This is a genomic window from Salinicoccus kekensis (assembly GCF_900220995.1).
Classification (GTDB): domain Bacteria; phylum Bacillota; class Bacilli; order Staphylococcales; family Salinicoccaceae; genus Lacicoccus; species Lacicoccus kekensis.
Map to the genome: position 1 here is coordinate 78,791 of NZ_OBQF01000002.1, position 18,552 is coordinate 97,342.

An 18,552-nucleotide genomic window follows, 5' to 3' on the forward strand; every position below is an offset into this window, starting at 1 on the left:
AATATTCGATATGCTTGTTTTTATATTAAACATAAGGGGGAGTCATATTGAATGCTATATTGATGGCCGTCATCGGCCTTGCGGTATTCGCGCTCGGTTACCGCTATTACTCGAAGTACATCGCAGAAAGGATCTTCAGGCTGGATCCTGATTTCATCACCCCGGCACATAAGTACAAAGACGGCGTGGATTTCGTCCCGACGAACAAATTCGTCCTGTGGGGCCACCACTTCACTTCCGTCGCAGGGGCTGCACCGATACTGGGTCCTGCGATCGCCGTCTACTGGGGATGGCTGCCTGCATTCCTGTGGGTCATATTAGGTACCGTTTTTGCTGCAGGTGTGCACGACTTCGGCACACTGGCACTGTCGGTCCGGAATAAAGGCCAGTCCATCGGAACGATTGCAGAAAAGTTCATCGGCAGGCGCGGGAAGATTTTATTCCTGTTCATCATCCTGACACTCGTACTCATGATCAACGCGGTGTTTGCATGGGTGATCGCAAATCTTTTCATTACATACCCTGCAAGCGTCCTGCCGGTGTTCATCCAGATACCGCTGGCGATCTGGATTGGTTATGCAGCCTACAAGCGTAATATGAAGATGCTCATCCCGTCCCTGATCGCCCTTGCGGTGATGTATGCGACCGCGATTTTGACCGCAGAAGTTTCATGGCTGCAGATCGACCTTGTGTCATATATGGGCGGTGAAGGCGGCGAAGGGTTGTTCGGCCTTGGTGCGGTGTCCACTGCATTCATGATCTGGATCGGCGTCCTGCTCGTCTATGTCTACATCGCTTCGACGCTTCCTGTATGGAAACTGCTTCAGCCGAGGGACTTCATCAACTCCCATCAGCTGTCTGTCGGATTGATCATACTGTATGCAGGTCTCCTGTTCACGAACCCGACGATCAACGCACCGGCGACGAATGCGGATGCCGACGTTTCATGGCTGCCGCTTCTGTTCATCACGATCGCCTGCGGAGCCATTTCAGGCTTCCACGGCCTGGTGTCTTCCGGTACGTCATCCAAACAGCTGAACCTTGAAACTGATGCACGTTTCGTCGGTTACTTCGGTGCCGTCGGTGAAGGCGTGCTCGCACTGATTTCAATCATTGCGGTCGTGACGCTGTTCAGCAGTGCTGCAGACTTTTCAGCCGTCTACTCGAGCTTTGAAGCGGCGAACGCCGGCGGGCTCGGCAACTTCGTAGAAGGTGCTGCCATTCTTGCCGGGGGTCTCGGCATCCCGGCACATATCGCAACGACGATCGTCTCCATCATCGTGGTGAGCTTTGCCGCAACCACACTCGACACCGCCGTCCGCCTGATGCGCTACATCATCGCAGAGATCGGTTCAGAGTATAAAGTGCCGGCACTCACGAAGAAGCACGTCGCAACATCCGTCGCGGTGCTGTCGACTGCCGCACTTGTCCTCATACCTGAAGGACCGAGCGGTTTCGGTTCCGGTGGATATCTCATCTGGCCGCTGTTCGGTACATCGAACCAGCTGCTGGCGGGCATCAGTTTATTGCTGATCACGATCTGGCTGAAACGTAAAGGTGTGAATTATCTCATCACACTGATCCCGATGATCTTCCTGCTCTTCATGACCATGTACGCCATGTTCACGCAGGTGTTCTTCCAATGGGCATGGTACGGCGACAGCTCAAACATGCTGCTCTTCGTACTCGGCGCGATCATTTTCGTATTTGCAATCTGGATCATCGTCACAGCCATCCAGGCACTGAGCGGCAAGTTCGACGACGAGCTGGAGAAGCACAGAGATTAAAGTTTTAAAGGAAGGTGATGAATATGCTGGATAAAATGAAGAAGCTCATCAAGTATTATGAGGAAGTGCTGGAGATGCCGCACAGGACGGAAGTTGCACGGGAGCTCCGGGATCAGGATGATATGTTCCTGCTCCTGCTCTACTCCGAAATGATCGGCATACCGAATCCGGTCTACTATTACACACTCGAGCTCTATCCGCACATCATCGAGGATTTCCATGACTGGCACCTCAGGATGGGCATGGATAAATCACCACTCACAGGCATCCGTTGCTGTTGATCAAATTGAAGGAGGATGCCGTATGGACGCACTGCATCATAAAATAATATTCGTCGGCGGCAAAGGCGGCGTGGGCAAATCCACGTCCGCTGCAGCCATCGCGTGGAAACTTGCAAAAGAAAATAAAAAGACGCTCCTGATCTCGACCGACCCGGCGCACAACCTCGGCGACATTTTCTCGATGACGATCGGCGGGGAGACGGAGAAGGTCACGGACAACCTGCACGCCCTTGAGATCGATCCGGAGCGTGAAACGACGAAGTACATCAATCAGGTGAAGGAGAACATCAAAGGGACGGTGCATTCCAGCATGATCGAGGAAGTCAACCGCCAGCTCGACACCGCAAAAGCCTCACCCGGGGCGGATGAGTCGGCACTCTTCGACAAGCTCATCTCCATCATCCTTGAAGAGGAGAAGGAATACGACCACCTCGTCTTCGACACCGCACCGACCGGGCATACGATCCGGCTGTTGACGCTTCCGGAACTGATGGGCGTCTGGATCGAGGGGCTTTTGAAAAAGCGCAGGAAGACGAACGAGAACTACACCCAGCTTTTGAATGACGGCGAACCGATCGAAGACCCGATCTACGAAGTGCTGCTTGAGCGGCAGAACCGGTTTTCGAAGGCACGTGAAATCATGCTCGAATCGGACAAGACGGGCTTCATATTCGTCCTGAACCCTGAGAGGCTGCCGATCCTCGAGACGCGGAAGGCGATAGACCTGCTCGATCAGTACCATCTTCATGTAAGGACCATAATCGTCAATAAAGTCCTCCCGGATGAAGCGGACGGCGCTTTTCTTGAACAGAGGCGGACGCATGAGAAGGGCTATCTTGAGGACATCGAGGAGACATTCCCGGATCAGAGGAAGATCCACGTGCCCCTGCTGCCGCATGACATCACGACACTCGATGAGCTCGATGCATTCAGCAGGCATTACGTCCTGGAGACCTGATAAAACATAAAAGAACTCTGTGCTGATATCAGCACAGAGTTCTTTTTTTGCCGTCAATACGTTTAAATGTTTTTCCGCCGGCTTCCAAGTGTTCAGTTATGATAATTTTTAATGCTATCTGAACAGTTGGGTCCTTCAAACGTTTAGTTAGAAAGATTTTTATTGTCATCTAAACACTACGGCCTTCCAAACGTTTAGTTATGCTGATTTCTGATGCTATCTAAACACTTGCCACCTCCAAACGTTTAGTTAGACAGATTCCCAACGCTATCTAAACACTATCCCTTGACCAGCAGCCCTGCCGGCACAAAACAAAAAAAGCCGGGACGTCTGTCCCGGCAATCATCTAAAATATTCTTCAAACAAGCGACTCCAGTATCTCCTTGATCTGGCGCCTCGCCCTCGCACCTTCCCGTATCGGATACTGCGGGAAGACGTGGTTCATCATCGGATACTCATAGTATTCATAGGGCGCCCCGGCCGCTTCAAGTTTTTCAGCGAAATCGCGTGCATCGGGCAGGCAGATTTCACGTTCACCGACAAATAAGTATATCTTTGGAAGGCCCTCGAGCACCCCGTTGATCGGGGACACTTTATAATATGACGGGTCCGAGGTCCCTGCCCATATCCGGCCGATGATCTTCAGGTGATCCGGCCGAAGCATGGGGTCCATTTTTGCGTACTTGTCCATCTCGGGATGCTCCAAAGTGATATCGAGCCAAGGTGAAATGATGACGAGTCCCGCCGGCATGACCTTCCCTTCCTCGGCGAGCCACTGGGTGAATCCGATAGCGAGTCCGCCACCCGCAGAGTCCCCGAACAATATGAGTTCATCGCTGCATTCTTCAAGCAAGTTGTCATACAGCCCAGCCACTGCATCATATGCACTCTCATAAGAATATTCCGGCGTCTTCGGATAGATCGGCACGATGAATTCAAGCCCCGTCTCCTGGACCATCTGGTCGATGAACAGCCAGTGGAACGCGGACGGCTGGTGGATGTAGCCGCCCCCGTGCAGGTAGAGCACGCGGCGTGTGGCGGCCTTCTCCTCAGGCATGATCCTGTACACCTTCATCCCATTGTCATAGTAGGATTCGACATCAGAACGCATAAGGTTCTCCCGGATTTTATGTTCTTTCCTGTTCTCCTTGAAGTTTTTCGCAAGCATCTCGGCATCGACATCTTCGAGGTCGAAGTTGAAGACCCGTATCAGGTCTTCCACGATCTTGCTTTCGATGCTCCTCTCCTCAAACAATGCCGCACGCCCGGCGCGTGCCGTACAGTATAAAACCCCTGCTCCGGCGATGAGTGCAGCTGTCCTTAAAACACGTTTCATTCAATCATTCCTTTCGATTCCGCACCCTTTGGCACGGTGTTACAGATGAAATCTTCTCCCGAGCTGTGTCATGAATGACCGGTTGGCAAACAACAGGAGCAGCGTAAATACCGTCACCGCGAACACGGCCGCGATGATACTCGGCCAGAGCACGTCCGCAAGGCCGGAAAAATAAAACACGAGCGGCAGGAAGCCGAGTGCAATCATGATGAGCAGGAAGCTCAAGTAGCTGGTCCATTTCAGTCGCACCGTCAAAATGATGATCGATATCACGAGGATACCCGCGACGATGAGGAATGGAACCGCATAATTCACCGACCACTGGAAATCACCGGATAAGAAGTCGATCACCAGCAGCACAAGGGTGAGGCTCACGACCTGGGCGGTGATCTTGCCGCCGATGTGTGAGGCCGACAAAATCGTATGCGTCAGTGACACCACGACATAGAATACGCCAATTGCCACATAGAACACCCACAGGAACTGGGGGATGACGATGATATTGATGGCGAGGCATATGAACACCGCAAGGGCGCCGAGCAGTATCGCAAGCCTCGATATATTGGTCCGCTTCTTCTGAAGTTCGGGGTCGTAGTATGGATACCATGCAGCCCCTCCGCCCTCGACGAGGTTTTCGCCGCACAGCGGGCAGTGGCCGTCTTTTGTCCATACATCACAGTTCGGACATTGGTTCATCGCACTTCACCCCATTCGTTCGAATATACCTCGACATCGAGGCCGGTGATTTCGGTGAGCGATTTGAAGAATGCACGGATGATGTCCGCCTCTTCAATCGACCGGGCGAACGTGATCGTGAGCCTGCCATTCAATGTGCCGATGGCGGCATTGATCGGACTTTTACGCGTCGGATACAGTATGACTTCCATCCTGTCCACATGGGGCTTTAGGGATTCCGGCAGCGCGATGTTGCCGAGGTTCGAGAAAGTCATCGTCTTCGAACGTTCCCCGTACTGGTTGAACCCGATCCGCATGATCGGATACTTCACAAGCACCGGCAGGGCCCGGACGATCCACTTGCCCTGCAGCGAGACGAAGCGGTCGATCCCCGCCTGCAGCATATTTTTATCGGTATGGCTGATGAGCTGCCCGGTCACCTCTTTAATGATGTCTTCAAGGTGCATATACCCGTCCATCGGCACCCCGATGTTCGCAACAGAAAAGAAATTCCTGAGCGTCACCGAAGGGAACTGCCGGCGCAGGCTGATCGGCAGTGCAATCGAGACGGTGCCATCCGTCATATCCCGACGCATCCTCTCCTCGTGGATCGCCTGGATCAGCACGCTCGTCAAAAATCCGGTCAGCGATGTCCCCCGGCTTTTGGCGAAGGCATTGAGCGCCGTGCCGTCCACCACGCCGTGCGTGACATGGATGCCCGGCGGCTCAAAGGCGGTGCCTTTGATCTGGTAGGCCTTCTCCGCCCGGCCCGCCTGCCGCAAGGCCGTATCGGACGAGGCATAACGCTCGAAACTGTCCTCCATCTCCTCAGGCTCGGGTGCATCTTCCGGATCGAGTATCACCCCGTCCGTCTCCACTTCTTCACCTCTCTGTACCAGGTACTGGTAGACGAGTGTCTTCAGGAACTCCACCGCACCGCCGCCGTCGGTCAGCGAATGGAAGATCTCCACGGAAATCCGCTTTTCGAAATAAAGGACCCGTATCAGGTAGGCATTATTCTCCTTCCTGTCTATCGGTGAGCATGGATGGCCCGTTTCGGGCTTCACCAGCAGCTGTTCATCATTATGTTCCATGAAGTCCCAGAACAGCCCCTTCCTCACCCGCACGGTGAGCGTCGGAAAACGCACCGCGACGATATCTAGTGCCTCCTGCAGGCATTCGGGCTCCACCGTTTCATTCATGATCATGGACACCCTGAATACCGAGGAGTTGGTCGCACTCGAGACCGCATGAAAAATCTTTCCTGTATTATCTATCCTGTACCACTGATCCATCCGCTCACCTCCTTATATTCACTGTTCATTAAATTATAGCATCCAGGGATGATAAATGCGGCATGAATGAAAAAAGACATCTGCCGAAGCGGCAGATGCCCTGATTCAATCCTGATTTACATTGAAGTGTAGCCGCCGTCCACGTTCAAAACGGTACCCGTGACATACGAGGATAAGTCGGATGCCAGCCAGAGGTTCGCTTCTGCGACTTCATCCGCCTGGGCAAAACGCCCGAGCATGCTCAGTTGTTTTGCATACTCGTCCGGATCGAAGCCGAACTGGTCGAGCGCACCCCGGAGCATCGGTGTATCGATTGCACCCGGCGCCACACTGTTAATGCGGATGCCTTTAGGTGAGTAGTCCATCGCAGCCTGCTTGGTGAGGCCGATGACGCCGTGCTTCGCCGCCACATAAGCCGGGTTCGTCGGCTGCGGACGGATGCCGCTGACGGATGAGGTGTTGATGATGGAACCTTGTGTGCCGTCCTCTTCCATCTGTTTCAATTCATATTTCAGGCAGAGCGCGACACCGTTCAAATCGACCGACATCAGTTTCTCGTAATAATCGAAGTCCATGTCCGCGATCGGTTTGTCGTCCGGCGTGATTGCCGCATTGTTCACGGCAACGTCGAGCTTGCCGAACGCCTCCACCGTCTTCTGCACCATCTGTTTTACGGACTCTTCATTGGAAACATCGACTTTGACGAAAATCGCTTCACCGCCGTCTGATTTGATCTCCTCTACGACTTTGTTGCCTTCTTCTTCATTCATGTCTGCAACGACCACTTTCGCTCCGGCTTTACCGAATTTCAAAGCCGTCGCTTTCCCCATGCCCATTGCAGCTCCTGTAATGATTGCTGATTTGTTTTCCAGAGAAATCATTGAAACGCCTCCTGAATTGAATTTTTCTACATCTCAATTATAACATCCAAAGCCTTAAAATCCGTCATCCCCGCATGCTGGAAGTTACAACTTTGTGAATTTAATCACTATTTTTGATTTTCGATTTTATATGTCGTCTGTGATCTGCTCTATGAAATACTTGTCATGTGAAGTGACAATGCTCGAGTGCTTCAATAAACCGGTGGAATAAAAAAAGACACCTCTGACCGAGATGTCCTATATATTCAATACCCCTTATTTCTCCCTAATTATCTGATGGAGACGTGCTCAGCCTTGTAGATGGTCTCCCCTTCTTTGATCGTCTCGAGCACTTTGATGTCTTTTATTTCTCCTTTCGGCACTTTTAAAGGATTGGCATCAAGCACCACAAGATCGGCAAGCTTCCCCTCCTTGATGCTGCCTTTCCTGTCCTCCTCGAAGTAGGAATATGCCGCATTGATCGTGACCGCCTGCAGGGCCTCGTAGACGGAGACCTGCTGCTCAGGGCCGATTGATGCACCGTTTCGTGTGATGCGGTTGACCGCGCACCATATCGTGTGCAGCATGTCGGGGTCGACGATCGGTGAGTCCTGATGGAAGTTCACCGCAAGCCCCCGGTCGAAGGCGGACCTTGCGGGGCTCACCCGGCTGCCGCGCTTTTCCCCAAAGTTTTTAAGATGCACATCACCCCAGTAATAAGTGTGCGAGACGAAGATGGAAGGGATCATTGCGAGTTCCGTCATCCGGTCGAGCTGATCGTCACGCGCGGTCTGGCAGTGGATCATCACCGGCCTGAGATTATTTTTATTTGGATGGTCAGCTGCTTCCAGGGCTGCACCGTAACTTTCGATGAGCTGGTCGCTCGCTGCATCGCCGTTGCAGTGGGTCAGTAGCTGCACACCGGCGCGGATCGCCGTTTCTGCATATTTCTGCACCTCATCATCTTGATAGATCGGATACCCCTTGTAATCCCCTTCGCCTTCATACGGTTCGGTCATCCACGCTGTCTTGCCCTGCGGTGAACCGTCGAGGAACATCTTATAGCCGCCGATCTTCACGCGGTTATGGTACTTTCCGACCATTTCCCGGTTCGCCTCCAGGTCCTCCGGATTTTCAGCCACCAGCGGATACATCACCACATCGACTTTGAATTTATCGGAGTACGACTTGAAAAGTTCGATGGTCGCAGTGGAGGTCGCCCCGTCCTGCACCGTGGTGATGCCGTTTTTGATATAGGCGGCTTCACCGATGGCAAGCACCTCTTCCGGATTTCCGCCGGTGCCGCTGAACACTTTGCGCCTCAGGCTCATGAAAGGCGTCTCTTCAAGATAACCCTCCGGCTCCTTCGTGCCTTCGATACGGCCGATCAGGCCGCCTTCCGTATCCGGTGTGTCCTCATTAATCCCGGCCATCTCGAGTGTATAGTCATTCACGGCACCCATATGGCCCGAAGCATGAGTGATCATGATCGGATGTTCTGTCGACACCGCGTTCAGCACGTCTTTTGTCGGATGCGCCTGCTCCTCCATGAAATTCGGGTCGTAGCCGAAACCAATCACCTTACCGCCCTTTTCTATATCGTTGTCTTTGATGTAGGCAGCGAGGGTATCCTGTATGTCTTTGGAGTTGCTGCACCCTTTCAGATCGGCAAGCAGTGACGTCGGCCCCATCATCGCAAGGTGGCTGTGCGGGTCGATGAAGGCAGGCAATAAAGTCCGGCCCCCGAGATCAACCTTTTCGACTGCGGGATCGCCTAGATACTCATCAATCCCGTCTTCCACTACGCTCCGGATCAGGCCGTCCTCGACCAGCACCGCTTCTGCGGTTTCCGATTCACCTTCCATCGTGATGATGTCCCCGTTGTAAAATAATTTTTTCATGATCAGACACTCCCATTACTATTTTGACGGGACACTTTCCATGTCCCCGACATACGCTGTGTCATCTTCTTTCAGATCATACGTCTTCGGTCCCCATACTTTGAAGACCCTCATGACGATCAGATAGACCGGTATCGGTGCCAGAAGCAGCAGCAGTCCGAGCGGCATCGATAAAACGCCTGAAGCTATCAGCATGATGGTTGCGAAAGTGACGTTCGATATCATCATCGGTATATTCATCAGTCCGAGTTCCACCGAAGTGGACGTCCTGAGTGATGGATCGACGATGCGCACAAGTGCGATGCCGCTCGGTACCGTCCCGGTCGAGGTGCCGTAAATCCCGATCGTCCGCTCGTAATCATTCTTGCCGCCGTAACGCTGCCCGAAGTACAGGCAGATTGCCAGGCTGATCAGCGTGACGACGACCGAGATGACGAGTATCGGCACAATCCAGTTGCCGATCACGCTGAATGTCACACTCATGAATGAGGCGACGATCAGGTAATCTGTCGACCAGCCCGTGATCTTCGACTGGAATTTATTGTCGAGGAAATGTTCAATGCCGAGTTTCCGCATCACGTATTTCACAAGATAGCCGGCGATCATACCGTAGATGAAAAGCATTCCGCTGATTGTCGGGCCGATGCCCGGAATCATTGACGCAAGTTCCGCAAGCCCGATCGCCAGCAGGAAACAGATGCCGATGACGGCAAAGTGGAAACTCATCGTATCGATGTTCCCGCTGTACATCGTCTCGTCCCCGAGGGATTCACGTTCTTCATCCTTCGTGTAGTAACCGCGCTCGACAGGCTTCTCTATTTTCCTGGAAGCCATGCTTTTTGCGAGGCCCTTCTTGATCCCGTACCTTGCGAGCGGCACACCGATGAGGAAGCAGAGCACGAAGCCGAGGGCCGCGAATGTCACACCAACAGTCGCCGCGTCCATGATGGCGCCGTATGTCGCCGCCTGGCCCGGACCCTGCGTGAATGCGAACGGAATCAGCAGCCCGTACACCGCATCCATACCGAAGATGCCGCCGATGGCGAGCAGTATCACCACTGCAACAAACGGCGTCAGGGCATACAGTATATTCCATGTGAAGCCCATACCGAGTGAACCTTTTGCGACGTCCCGGCCGCTTGATGCCGTGGATTTTGACTTCGGATTGCTCGTCAGCCCGATCGAGATGAATGTGACCGTAAAGAGCAATGTCACAATTTGAATATACATCCCTGCATCCACTGCAGTGACCATCCCGCTGTTCATGACAAAAAATCCTATGATGCCGGCGATGACACTGGTCGGCACAAGCATGCGCCGGATGAAGCCGACTTTCGAACGTATGATGAGTCCGATGGCGAGCATGACGCTCGCCAGCCCGAATGCGATCATGAATGTCATAAAATGATTTCCTCCAATGGACTTTTGAGTATTTTAAATTCTCAGTCATCTTTTAATTATATTGTCCATATTAATGAAGGATGCATATAAATGGCAATATGGTCAGGACGTCCGTACCAGTGGAAATAAAAACACCGCCGTCGGAATTGACGGCGGCATCCATGCATTTCTTCCTGGAGAGCTTGATGTTGAAGGCATACATGTCCGCCCTATAGGCGGCACGTTCGTATTCGATGAAGTCGCCGTTGTGGTCGACGAGTCTTCTCTCCGCAATGAGCATGCTTGTGTTCGGCGAGACCTCCAGCAGTTTGGCATCCCCTTTTTTGACCTTCTTCGATTTGATGGTCTGCTCCGCTTCGATCGACATGATGCCGAGTTCCTGTTCGAGCAGGTCATACAGCGTCACTTTGTTGAGGTCGTACTGCCTGATCTTTTCACCGAGCCCTACCGGATAATAGTTGTTCTCGACACCGATCGGGATGCTGTCGGCGTAGCGCACACGCTTGATATGGACCGCTTCATTCAAACCGGTGATCTTCTGAAGATACGCCGGCAGGACAATCGTGCGCACCTTGATCAGCTTCGCACCCGGGTCCATGCCCATATTCTCGATCGTCTCGGTAGTGCTGCTCAAGTTTCCGAGCCAGTCGTTGATGGGCTTCACTGCAACGAAGGTCCCCTTCCCCGGCTTCTTCACAAGAGTCCCTTCACGCACAAGCGCATCAATCGCCTGCCGCACCGTGCTCCGGCTGATGTAGTATTCATCCATGAACTCGCGCTCACTCGGCACTTTACCCGTGTAAGTCCCGTCCATGACCTTCTCCTCGATCTTCTCCTTCAATTGTATGTAAAGCGGGATGGAATTTGTATAATCCAACGGCATAACAATCACCCGGTCCTGAAATTTAATATCAATTTTATTATCATAGTTTACCACAGAAAGGAGATTTTAATGGACTTTAAGGTACATGGCCGATACACCAAAAAACCCCCATTCTATGGCAGTAGAATGGGGATTTGGTGACTCATGCTCATAACATTGTTTGATAATTATATTATACCACTTTTTAAATTTTAATTATACGTATCTTTAATATTATACGTATTATGAATTTGATTATGAGATTAAAAAAACATATAATTTTAATAATTTACCATAGCTTTTTTATATGACAGAAACAATATGAAATTTTAGGAGGAAATATTTTGAAACACCAGGATTGGGAAATGCTTGATGTATTGTTATCAACAGAAAATATAACCAAAGCTGCAGAGCATCTTTATCTGTCACAGCCCACTTTAACTTCAAGGATCAGGAAACTTGAAGCTCACTATAATGTTCCGCTCATCTTAAGAAAACAAAGAGGCATCACTTTTACTCCTGAAGGAGAAGTGTTGGCACAGCATGCCAGAAAGATGTTAGAGGAGCAAATTAAAATTGAAGAAGACTTGAACAACTTAAAAAAAGAAGTTGCAGGTACACTGAGGATCGGGGCTTCCAACTTCTTCGCATTGAATAAAATGCCAAAACTATTATCTCTCTTTAAACAACAGTATCCAGATGTAGAGTTTCAGGTGGTGACAGGATGGAGCAAGGAAATGTACAGAAATATTCTGAATCAGGATGTTCATATTAGCTTTATAAGCGGAGATTACAGTTGGAAAGATAAGAAAGAATTATTATATGAAGAAAGTGTCTGTGTGGCCGCTCCATGGGAATTCCAATGGGAAGACTTGCCCACTCTGCCACGTATTGAATATTCCACTGATGATAAAATGCGCTACACTATCGATGATTGGTGGTACTCAAATTATAAACATCACCCCAAGGTAAGCATACAGGTACATCAAGTTGAAGCATGCAGGGAAATGGTCCTCAATGGACTTGGATATGCAATTTTGGCCGACCTGCCTGTAAGTTCTTACCCTGATCTTGTAACTAAACCTTTAAAGGATGCTTCAGGGAATAGTATTACCAGGAGCACCTCCATGTACTTTCATAATGATTCTTTACGTTTGAATGTAGTTGATGCTTTCGTCAACTTTGTACGCACACTCGACTTAAAAAATTTATAAACTGATAAATTCGCCGAGTGATTCACCTGATATAAAAATAATCTATGCTCAGTCATTAATTTTTTCTATTTTTCTGTTTCTTATTACAACTATATACTTAGATTATACAAATTTTGTTTTTTTACTACATTATGAAAGGGGTTACATAAGGGGGAATAACTCAGGTCAACAGCTTGAGTATATTATAAATAAGGGGGCTTTATCGATGAAGAAATTTTTACTGTTATTATCGTTCAGTTTTGTACTTATACTCGCTGCATGCGGAGGGGACAACGGCGGAGATGGTGGAGATGAAGGCGGAGACGACGGAGAAGCCGCAGGAGAAGATGGAGAAGAAACAGCTTGGGAACCGGAACAGTCAATTGAATTTGTAGCGCCCGCAGGAGCTGGAGGCGGCTGGGACACCACTGCAAGGATGACAGCACAGGTGTTTAATGAAGAAGGCATCATTGAAGAAGATATCGGTGTCATCAACAGGGAAGGAGGCGGCGGTGCGGTAGGATGGAGTTACATCGCTGGCCAGGATGGCAGCAACCACCATATGTTCGTGGGTTCCCCACCATTACTTCTGGTACCTTTAAATGGACAGGCTGAGCAAACTTACGAAGATTTCACACCAATTGCAAACTTAATTGCAGACTATGCAGCTTTTGCAGTACGTGCCGATGCAGAGTGGGACACGATGGATGAACTTTTTGAAGATATGAGGGAAGACCCTTCCAGTGTCACAGTCGTTGGTACATCCTCCCCCGGTAGTATGGATCACATCCAATTCGTTCAGATAGCAGATGCTGCAGATGTTGATATTACAGAAATCAGATATGTTTCCGATCAGGAGGGCGGCGCGTTGACTCAGTTGCTGAACGGCAGTGTAGACGTGTTTTCCACTGGTGTGGCTGAAACGATTGAGCAGGTAAGAGCCGGAGAAATCAAAGTTCTGGGTGTCACCTCCGAAGAAAGACTAGAAGGTGAAGTATTGGAAGACTTCCCAACTATGATAGAACAGGGCATTGATTCCACATTCATCAATTGGCGTGGTTTCTTTGGACCTCCAAATATGGATGAAGAAGCAGTCACATATTATCAGGAGAAATTCAGAGAATTAAGTGACTCCGAAGCCTTTGGAGAAATCCGTGATCAATATGGTTGGAATGAAATGTACATGGAAGGTGAAGAATATCAGAACTTCCTGGAAGAACAAAATTCAGAAATGGAAGCACTTCTGAATGAGTTGGGGCTCGGTGAAGGAGAATAAGCCCATTATCAAGTCAATGGAATCTGCCATTGACTTGTTTTTTTAAAATTACTCATTTGAAAAGGCGGTGATCCATTGTTAAAGACAATTAATCAACGTGTAAGCATCATTTTATTATTACTTGCTATAGGATATTTATATCTGAGTTACCAGCTGCCATCATTCGCATATACAAATGTGGATGCCGATGTTCTGCCGAAGGCCTTGGGGTGGCTGCTTGCGGTGCTCTCCATAGCTTTGTTCTTTTCCAAGGATTCAGAGACCGAAGAACAAAAAGCCCGTAGAGATATACCGCGGAAAGATCTAGGTATGATTGCAATAGTATTTTTATTGATTCTCGGATATATTTTTCTGTTTGAGTTTTTGGGTTTTATACTCGTCACACTTTTATTCATCTTTTTTTCATCATTGATTCTCGGTTATAAAAATTACATCACCAATGGCATTGTATCTGTATTATTCCCTGTAATCCTCTACTTTGCATTCACTGAATTTTTACAGATTAATCTACCACAAGGAATATTACCGTTTTAGAGGAGGTAGTACATGGGTTCTATAGAAGGCATCATAACAGGTTTTCAGACTGCATTCAGTTTGCAGGGTATACTATTTGTTTCAATCGGGGTTTTGGTCGGTACCATCATTGGTATGCTCCCTGGGCTTGGCCCGATTACAGCCATTGCTGTAATGATTCCGGTAACATTCGGTATGGATCCTTCATCAGCCTTAATCATGATGGCGGGGGTGTATTACGGGGCAGTGTTTGGTGGATCAACATCATCCATACTGTTGAATGCTCCCGGGATTTCCGGGACGGTGGCTACTGCATTTGATGGCTATCCGATGGCACAGAGGGGGGAAGCCGGTAAAGCGCTTGCCATTGCAGCAATTGCTTCTTTTGTAGGTGGAACTGTCAGTGTGTTTTTACTTATGGCTCTCGCCCCTGCACTATCAAGTGTAGCAGTCTCCTTTGGCCCTCCTGCATATTTTGCGTTGATGTTCATGGGATTGACTGCCATATCAAGTTTATCTGAAGGTTCCACTTTGAAAGCTTTGATTTCGGCCGTTGTCGGCTTCATGGTCGCCACCATCGGAATCGATGGGCAATCAGGCACACCACGTTTCACTTTTGGCAACAGCAATTTGATGGAAGGATTGGACTTTCTTGTCATCGCGCTCGGTTTATTTGCGCTTGCTGAGGTTACTACATTGATCATCAATCGAAAAGACTCTTCCATGTCAAAAAATAAAGAGCTGGGCAGCCTGCGTTTGTCCAAAAATGACTTGAATGAAATGAAGGGGCCTGTTACAAGACAATCATTCTTAGGTTTCATCATCGGTGTGCTCCCAGGTGCAGGCGCTACAATTGCCTCATTCATTTCTTACATCATGGAAAAGCGTCTTGCCAAAAATCCAGAAGAGTTTGGGAAAGGTTCCATAAAAGGACTTGCGGCTCCTGAATCGTCTAACAATGCCGCTACCAGCGGCGCCTTCGTCCCCCTGCTCAGTCTGGGTATCCCTGGATCGGGTACGACGGCTGTGATGCTTGGTGCATTTTTAGTTCTCGGTATACAACCCGGACCACTCTTGATGACAGATCGTCCGGAAATTTTCTGGGGTATCATTGCAAGTATGTACATAGGTAATATATTCTTATTGATCTTAAATTTACCTCTGATACCTTACTTCGCTAAAATATTACAGATTCCACGTCCTCTCCTGATTTCGTTGGTCATCATGTTCAGTATGATCGGTGTATACTCAATCAGCTTCAACACTTTTGATTTATATATGCTCCTACTTTTCGGGGTTGTAGGATTTCTTATGAGATTGTTCGCTTTCCCTGCCCCGCCTTTCATACTGGCATTCATACTCGGCGGCATGATGGAACAATCCTTCCGTCAGTCCCTGACCATATCCAATGGCGACCTGATGATTTTCATCAATGATCCGATTGCACTTTCGTTGATCATCGTTGCCCTGCTCACATTTGTTTTCCCGATAATAAAACAAATCAGAGCTAAAAAAAGATAAAAATTTTGTGGAGGATATGTTTCCTCCACTATTTTTAAATTCTTTTTAAGTGCATACTGCTTTAATGAATTCATTCTTCCATGAGATGATTTTCTCTTTCCATGGAAGATACATAAACTTAACGTTGTGAAGATCTCACCTGTTTCCAGGAATATTAGTAGGATTGGAGAATTTAGATGATTGATTTACGGAGTGATACACTTTCAAAACCCAGCAAAGAAATGAGAAAAGCGATGTATGAAGCTGAAACCGGAGACGACGGCAGAATCGATTCATTCGGAAGGAGTGAAGATCCGACAGTCCGCAGACTCGAAGATTTATCTGCAGAGATAAGCGGCCATGAAGCTGCTCTTTTTTGCAATAGCGGCACCATGGCTAATTATATTGCCATACTCACTCATGAAGCACAACGTGGCGACAGTATTTTGACAGATCGATCTAGTCACATTTCCAGAAGCGAAAAAGGACTTTTCATGGAGCATCTCTTTGGGCTGACTCCGGAATTTTATCCGGTTGACGACCATGGCATACCAGACTCGGACGCCATTGAAAATATTGTTAAGAATGGACAAAGTAGGCTCCTATTGCTTGAGAATACCCATAATGCATATGGAGGTACCTGTATTTCTGTTTCTAAGATGAAGAAACTTTGTGCTATTGCCCATTTGTACAGCGCTCCAGTACATCTGGACGGCGCAAGGATATTCAACGCAGCGGCTTATTTCGATATAGATGTCAAAGCACTCACCTCCCCTGCCGATTCAATGATGTTCTGCCTCTCGAAAGGATTGGGAGCGCCTGTGGGTTCCATGCTCTGCGGCAACCGGGATTTCATATATCGTGCCAGAAAATTGCGTAAGATACTGGGTGGCTCAATGAGACAGGCAGGCGTCATTGCAGCTGCAGGCATAGTAGCACTGGAAGACGCAGTAGAAAAATCAAAGGTCGATCATGAGAATGCACTTTACCTCGCAAGGAACATCAACACTGAATATATGAAAATTGATGTGGATGCCGTACAAACCAATATCATCATTGCAGATATATCTTCTTCCGGTCGTTCTGCAGCCCATTTGGTCAATGAACTTGAACAGAAAGGTTTGAGGTTGCAGGCCATTTCAGATACAAAAGTCCGTATGGCCACATATAAGGACATCTCTGCAGAAGAAATAAAAAAAACCGTAAGCATTATAAACAATTACTTTAACAATAAGTATTTATAAAGCAGTTCATTGATCGGACTCCTGGAAGGTGAGGATACAGATGGATTATATAAACGCAACAAGCAAATATGATCCTTGGAAGATGCTTGGCTGCCTTTTTATGATTCAGGTGCTTATGGCACTGGTCGGGAGAAGCCTCGCACCTCTTGGTCCATTATTCGAAGCGGATCTCTCCCTCTCTAAAACTCAGATTGGCATGCTTCCGGCTGCCCTCTTCCTTGGGCAGGCACTTGTATCGATTCCCGCAGGTCTTCTGGTTGACCGGGCAGGCACCAAAAAGATGCTGCTATTACTGACTTTTTGCCTGGGGTTAAGTTTTGCATCATTGAGTTTCTCATCTTTTTATCCCTTGATACTTTTTCTTATTATGGTTGGCGGGTTCGGTTATGGAGCCATGCACTCCGCTTCAAACAGGGGAGTCATTTACTGGTTCCCCGTCCGCAGACGTGGCACTGCAATGGGAATCAAGCAGACTGGTATTACAGCAGGCTCTGCCATGGCAGCTCTGATTCTGCTGCCGCTCGCTACTCAATGGGGATGGCGGCCTGTGCTTTTAATCGCTTCCTGCCTTCTGATTGTAATGGGTTTTATTATATTTAAAATATATGAAGAACCTAGGCCAATCGAATCGGAATCACCTGCTGGTACAGCTGAGAATATACTCTCTTCCATTAAATATTTGATTAAGAACAGGCTCTATTTGATGGTCAGTATCAGCGCGATGGCGCTCAATGGCTCGCAGATGATATTGAATACTTACATTGTTTTATTCACTTATGAAGTCCATGCCATTCCTCTGGTGGCTGCGGGAATTTTACTGGTGATTTCTGAGGTTGGAGGATCGATTGGCAGAATTGTATGGGGTATCGTCAGCGATACATTATTCCGTGGCAACAGAATCATTGTCTTAGTCATTATAGCTATCATATCTTCAATCTCTGCGCTCACTCTTTTTTCACTTCCAGCTGGTACATCTTTTGAAATTTTTGTTCCTATCGTCTTTGTTTTCGGATTCTGTATCTCTGGGTTTAATGGTATCTGGATGAATGCAGTGACAGAGTATGTTCCCGAAAAACTGGCTGGTTCGGCTAGTGGTTTCAGCATAATGCTCGGATCCTGGGGCGTTATTATAGGTCCACTAATCTTTGGGCTGATAGTGGATACAGGTTCTTATCAAACCGGTTGGTTTGTTCTATTCCTGGTCTTATTACTAATAACTGGATTGCTGATCTGGATATTATTCTTAAGTGATAGACAACCTGCTAATGGGGAATAATGATTTGAGTCTAAATTTGTAATATGTGTAAATATGCGTTATCATGAAACCAATGCATCACAAAACCGAATAGAAAGACCACTGGAAGTGCCTTTTAGAAAAGGCTGAGATCGAAGTAGCGACTTCGGGATTCCGGAACCTGATCCAGATCATGCTGGCGTAGGAAAGTGGCGTAACGATAACGAATCGAAGTA

16 protein-coding genes and 1 riboswitch are annotated in these 18,552 nt (G+C 48.6%); of the genes, 9 read left to right on the top strand and 7 right to left on the bottom strand.

From position 1 onward, the window contains the following. The first annotated feature begins 47 nt into the window (after window positions 1-47). The 3 genes from CRN96_RS05205 to CRN96_RS05215 are packed head-to-tail and all read left to right on the top strand — an operon-like array spanning window position 48 to window position 3,026. A complete protein-coding gene (locus CRN96_RS05205; RefSeq protein ID WP_097039858.1) occupies window positions 48-1,787 on the top strand; it encodes a carbon starvation CstA family protein in 1,740 nt (579 codons plus the stop codon). A gap of 23 nt (window positions 1,788-1,810) precedes the next feature. Next, complete coding sequence (locus CRN96_RS05210) at window positions 1,811-2,068, top strand: cory-CC-star protein (protein WP_179647115.1); 258 nt, start codon at window positions 1,811-1,813, stop codon at window positions 2,066-2,068. 22 nt (window positions 2,069-2,090) lie between these two features. Continuing rightward, the gene (locus CRN96_RS05215) at window positions 2,091-3,026 is read left to right on the top strand and encodes an ArsA family ATPase (protein WP_097039861.1); all 936 of its coding nucleotides are present in this window, start codon (window positions 2,091-2,093) and stop codon (window positions 3,024-3,026) included. Between the two features lie 358 nt (window positions 3,027-3,384). Here the strand turns inward: CRN96_RS05215 and CRN96_RS05220 are convergent, their stop codons facing one another. From CRN96_RS05220 to CRN96_RS05250, 7 genes are all read right to left on the bottom strand, one after another. Next, window positions 3,385-4,362: an alpha/beta hydrolase gene (locus CRN96_RS05220; protein WP_097039863.1), complete on the bottom strand. Its 978-nt coding sequence runs from the start codon at window positions 4,360-4,362 to the stop codon at window positions 3,385-3,387. A 39-nt stretch (window positions 4,363-4,401) separates the two neighbouring features. Then, window positions 4,402-5,058 carry a DUF6320 domain-containing protein gene (locus CRN96_RS05225; RefSeq protein ID WP_097039865.1) on the bottom strand — a complete coding sequence of 219 codons (657 nt, stop codon included), beginning with the start codon at window positions 5,056-5,058 and terminating at the stop codon, window positions 4,402-4,404. Further along, the gene (locus tag CRN96_RS05230) at window positions 5,055-6,332 is read right to left on the bottom strand and encodes an alcohol acetyltransferase (protein ID WP_097039867.1); all 1,278 of its coding nucleotides are present in this window, start codon (window positions 6,330-6,332) and stop codon (window positions 5,055-5,057) included. Before CRN96_RS05230 ends, CRN96_RS05225 begins: the two co-directional genes overlap by 4 nt. 116 nt (window positions 6,333-6,448) lie before the next feature. Continuing rightward, window positions 6,449-7,213: an SDR family NAD(P)-dependent oxidoreductase gene (locus CRN96_RS05235; RefSeq protein ID WP_097039869.1), complete on the bottom strand. Its 765-nt coding sequence runs from the start codon at window positions 7,211-7,213 to the stop codon at window positions 6,449-6,451. A gap of 269 nt (window positions 7,214-7,482) precedes the next feature. Next, window positions 7,483-9,093: an amidohydrolase gene (locus CRN96_RS05240; protein ID WP_097039871.1), complete on the bottom strand. Its 1,611-nt coding sequence runs from the start codon at window positions 9,091-9,093 to the stop codon at window positions 7,483-7,485. 18 nt (window positions 9,094-9,111) lie between these two features. Next, window positions 9,112-10,494: a sodium/glutamate symporter gene (locus CRN96_RS05245; protein WP_245844555.1), complete on the bottom strand. Its 1,383-nt coding sequence runs from the start codon at window positions 10,492-10,494 to the stop codon at window positions 9,112-9,114. A 70-nt stretch (window positions 10,495-10,564) separates the two neighbouring features. Next, entirely contained in the window at window positions 10,565-11,377 is an 813-nt protein-coding gene (locus CRN96_RS05250) for a GntR family transcriptional regulator (protein ID WP_097039872.1), read from the bottom strand. A gap of 323 nt (window positions 11,378-11,700) precedes the next feature. Between CRN96_RS05250 and CRN96_RS05255 the strand changes: the two genes are divergently transcribed. The 6 genes from CRN96_RS05255 to CRN96_RS05280 all read left to right on the top strand — a co-directional run bounded on the left by CRN96_RS05255 (window position 11,701) and on the right by CRN96_RS05280 (window position 18,358). Further along, the gene (locus CRN96_RS05255) at window positions 11,701-12,570 is read left to right on the top strand and encodes a LysR family transcriptional regulator (protein WP_097039874.1); all 870 of its coding nucleotides are present in this window, start codon (window positions 11,701-11,703) and stop codon (window positions 12,568-12,570) included. Between the two features lie 205 nt (window positions 12,571-12,775). Then, entirely contained in the window at window positions 12,776-13,825 is a 1,050-nt protein-coding gene (locus CRN96_RS05260) for a tripartite tricarboxylate transporter substrate binding protein (protein WP_097039876.1), read from the top strand. Window positions 13,826-13,900: 75 nt separating this feature from the next. Further along, entirely contained in the window at window positions 13,901-14,359 is a 459-nt protein-coding gene (locus CRN96_RS05265) for a tripartite tricarboxylate transporter TctB family protein (RefSeq protein ID WP_097039877.1), read from the top strand. A gap of 12 nt (window positions 14,360-14,371) precedes the next feature. Beyond that, a complete protein-coding gene (locus CRN96_RS05270) occupies window positions 14,372-15,859 on the top strand; it encodes a tripartite tricarboxylate transporter permease (RefSeq protein ID WP_097039879.1) in 1,488 nt (495 codons plus the stop codon). 176 nt (window positions 15,860-16,035) lie between these two features. Beyond that, window positions 16,036-17,082, top strand: coding sequence for a GntG family PLP-dependent aldolase (locus CRN96_RS05275; protein ID WP_097039882.1), 1,047 nt, complete (start codon window positions 16,036-16,038; stop codon window positions 17,080-17,082). 40 nt (window positions 17,083-17,122) lie between these two features. Continuing rightward, window positions 17,123-18,358, top strand: coding sequence for an MFS transporter (locus tag CRN96_RS05280; protein ID WP_097039883.1), 1,236 nt, complete (start codon window positions 17,123-17,125; stop codon window positions 18,356-18,358). A 73-nt stretch (window positions 18,359-18,431) separates the two neighbouring features. Then, window positions 18,432-18,541, top strand: a riboswitch (TPP riboswitch). Window positions 18,542-18,552 lie beyond the last annotated feature (11 nt).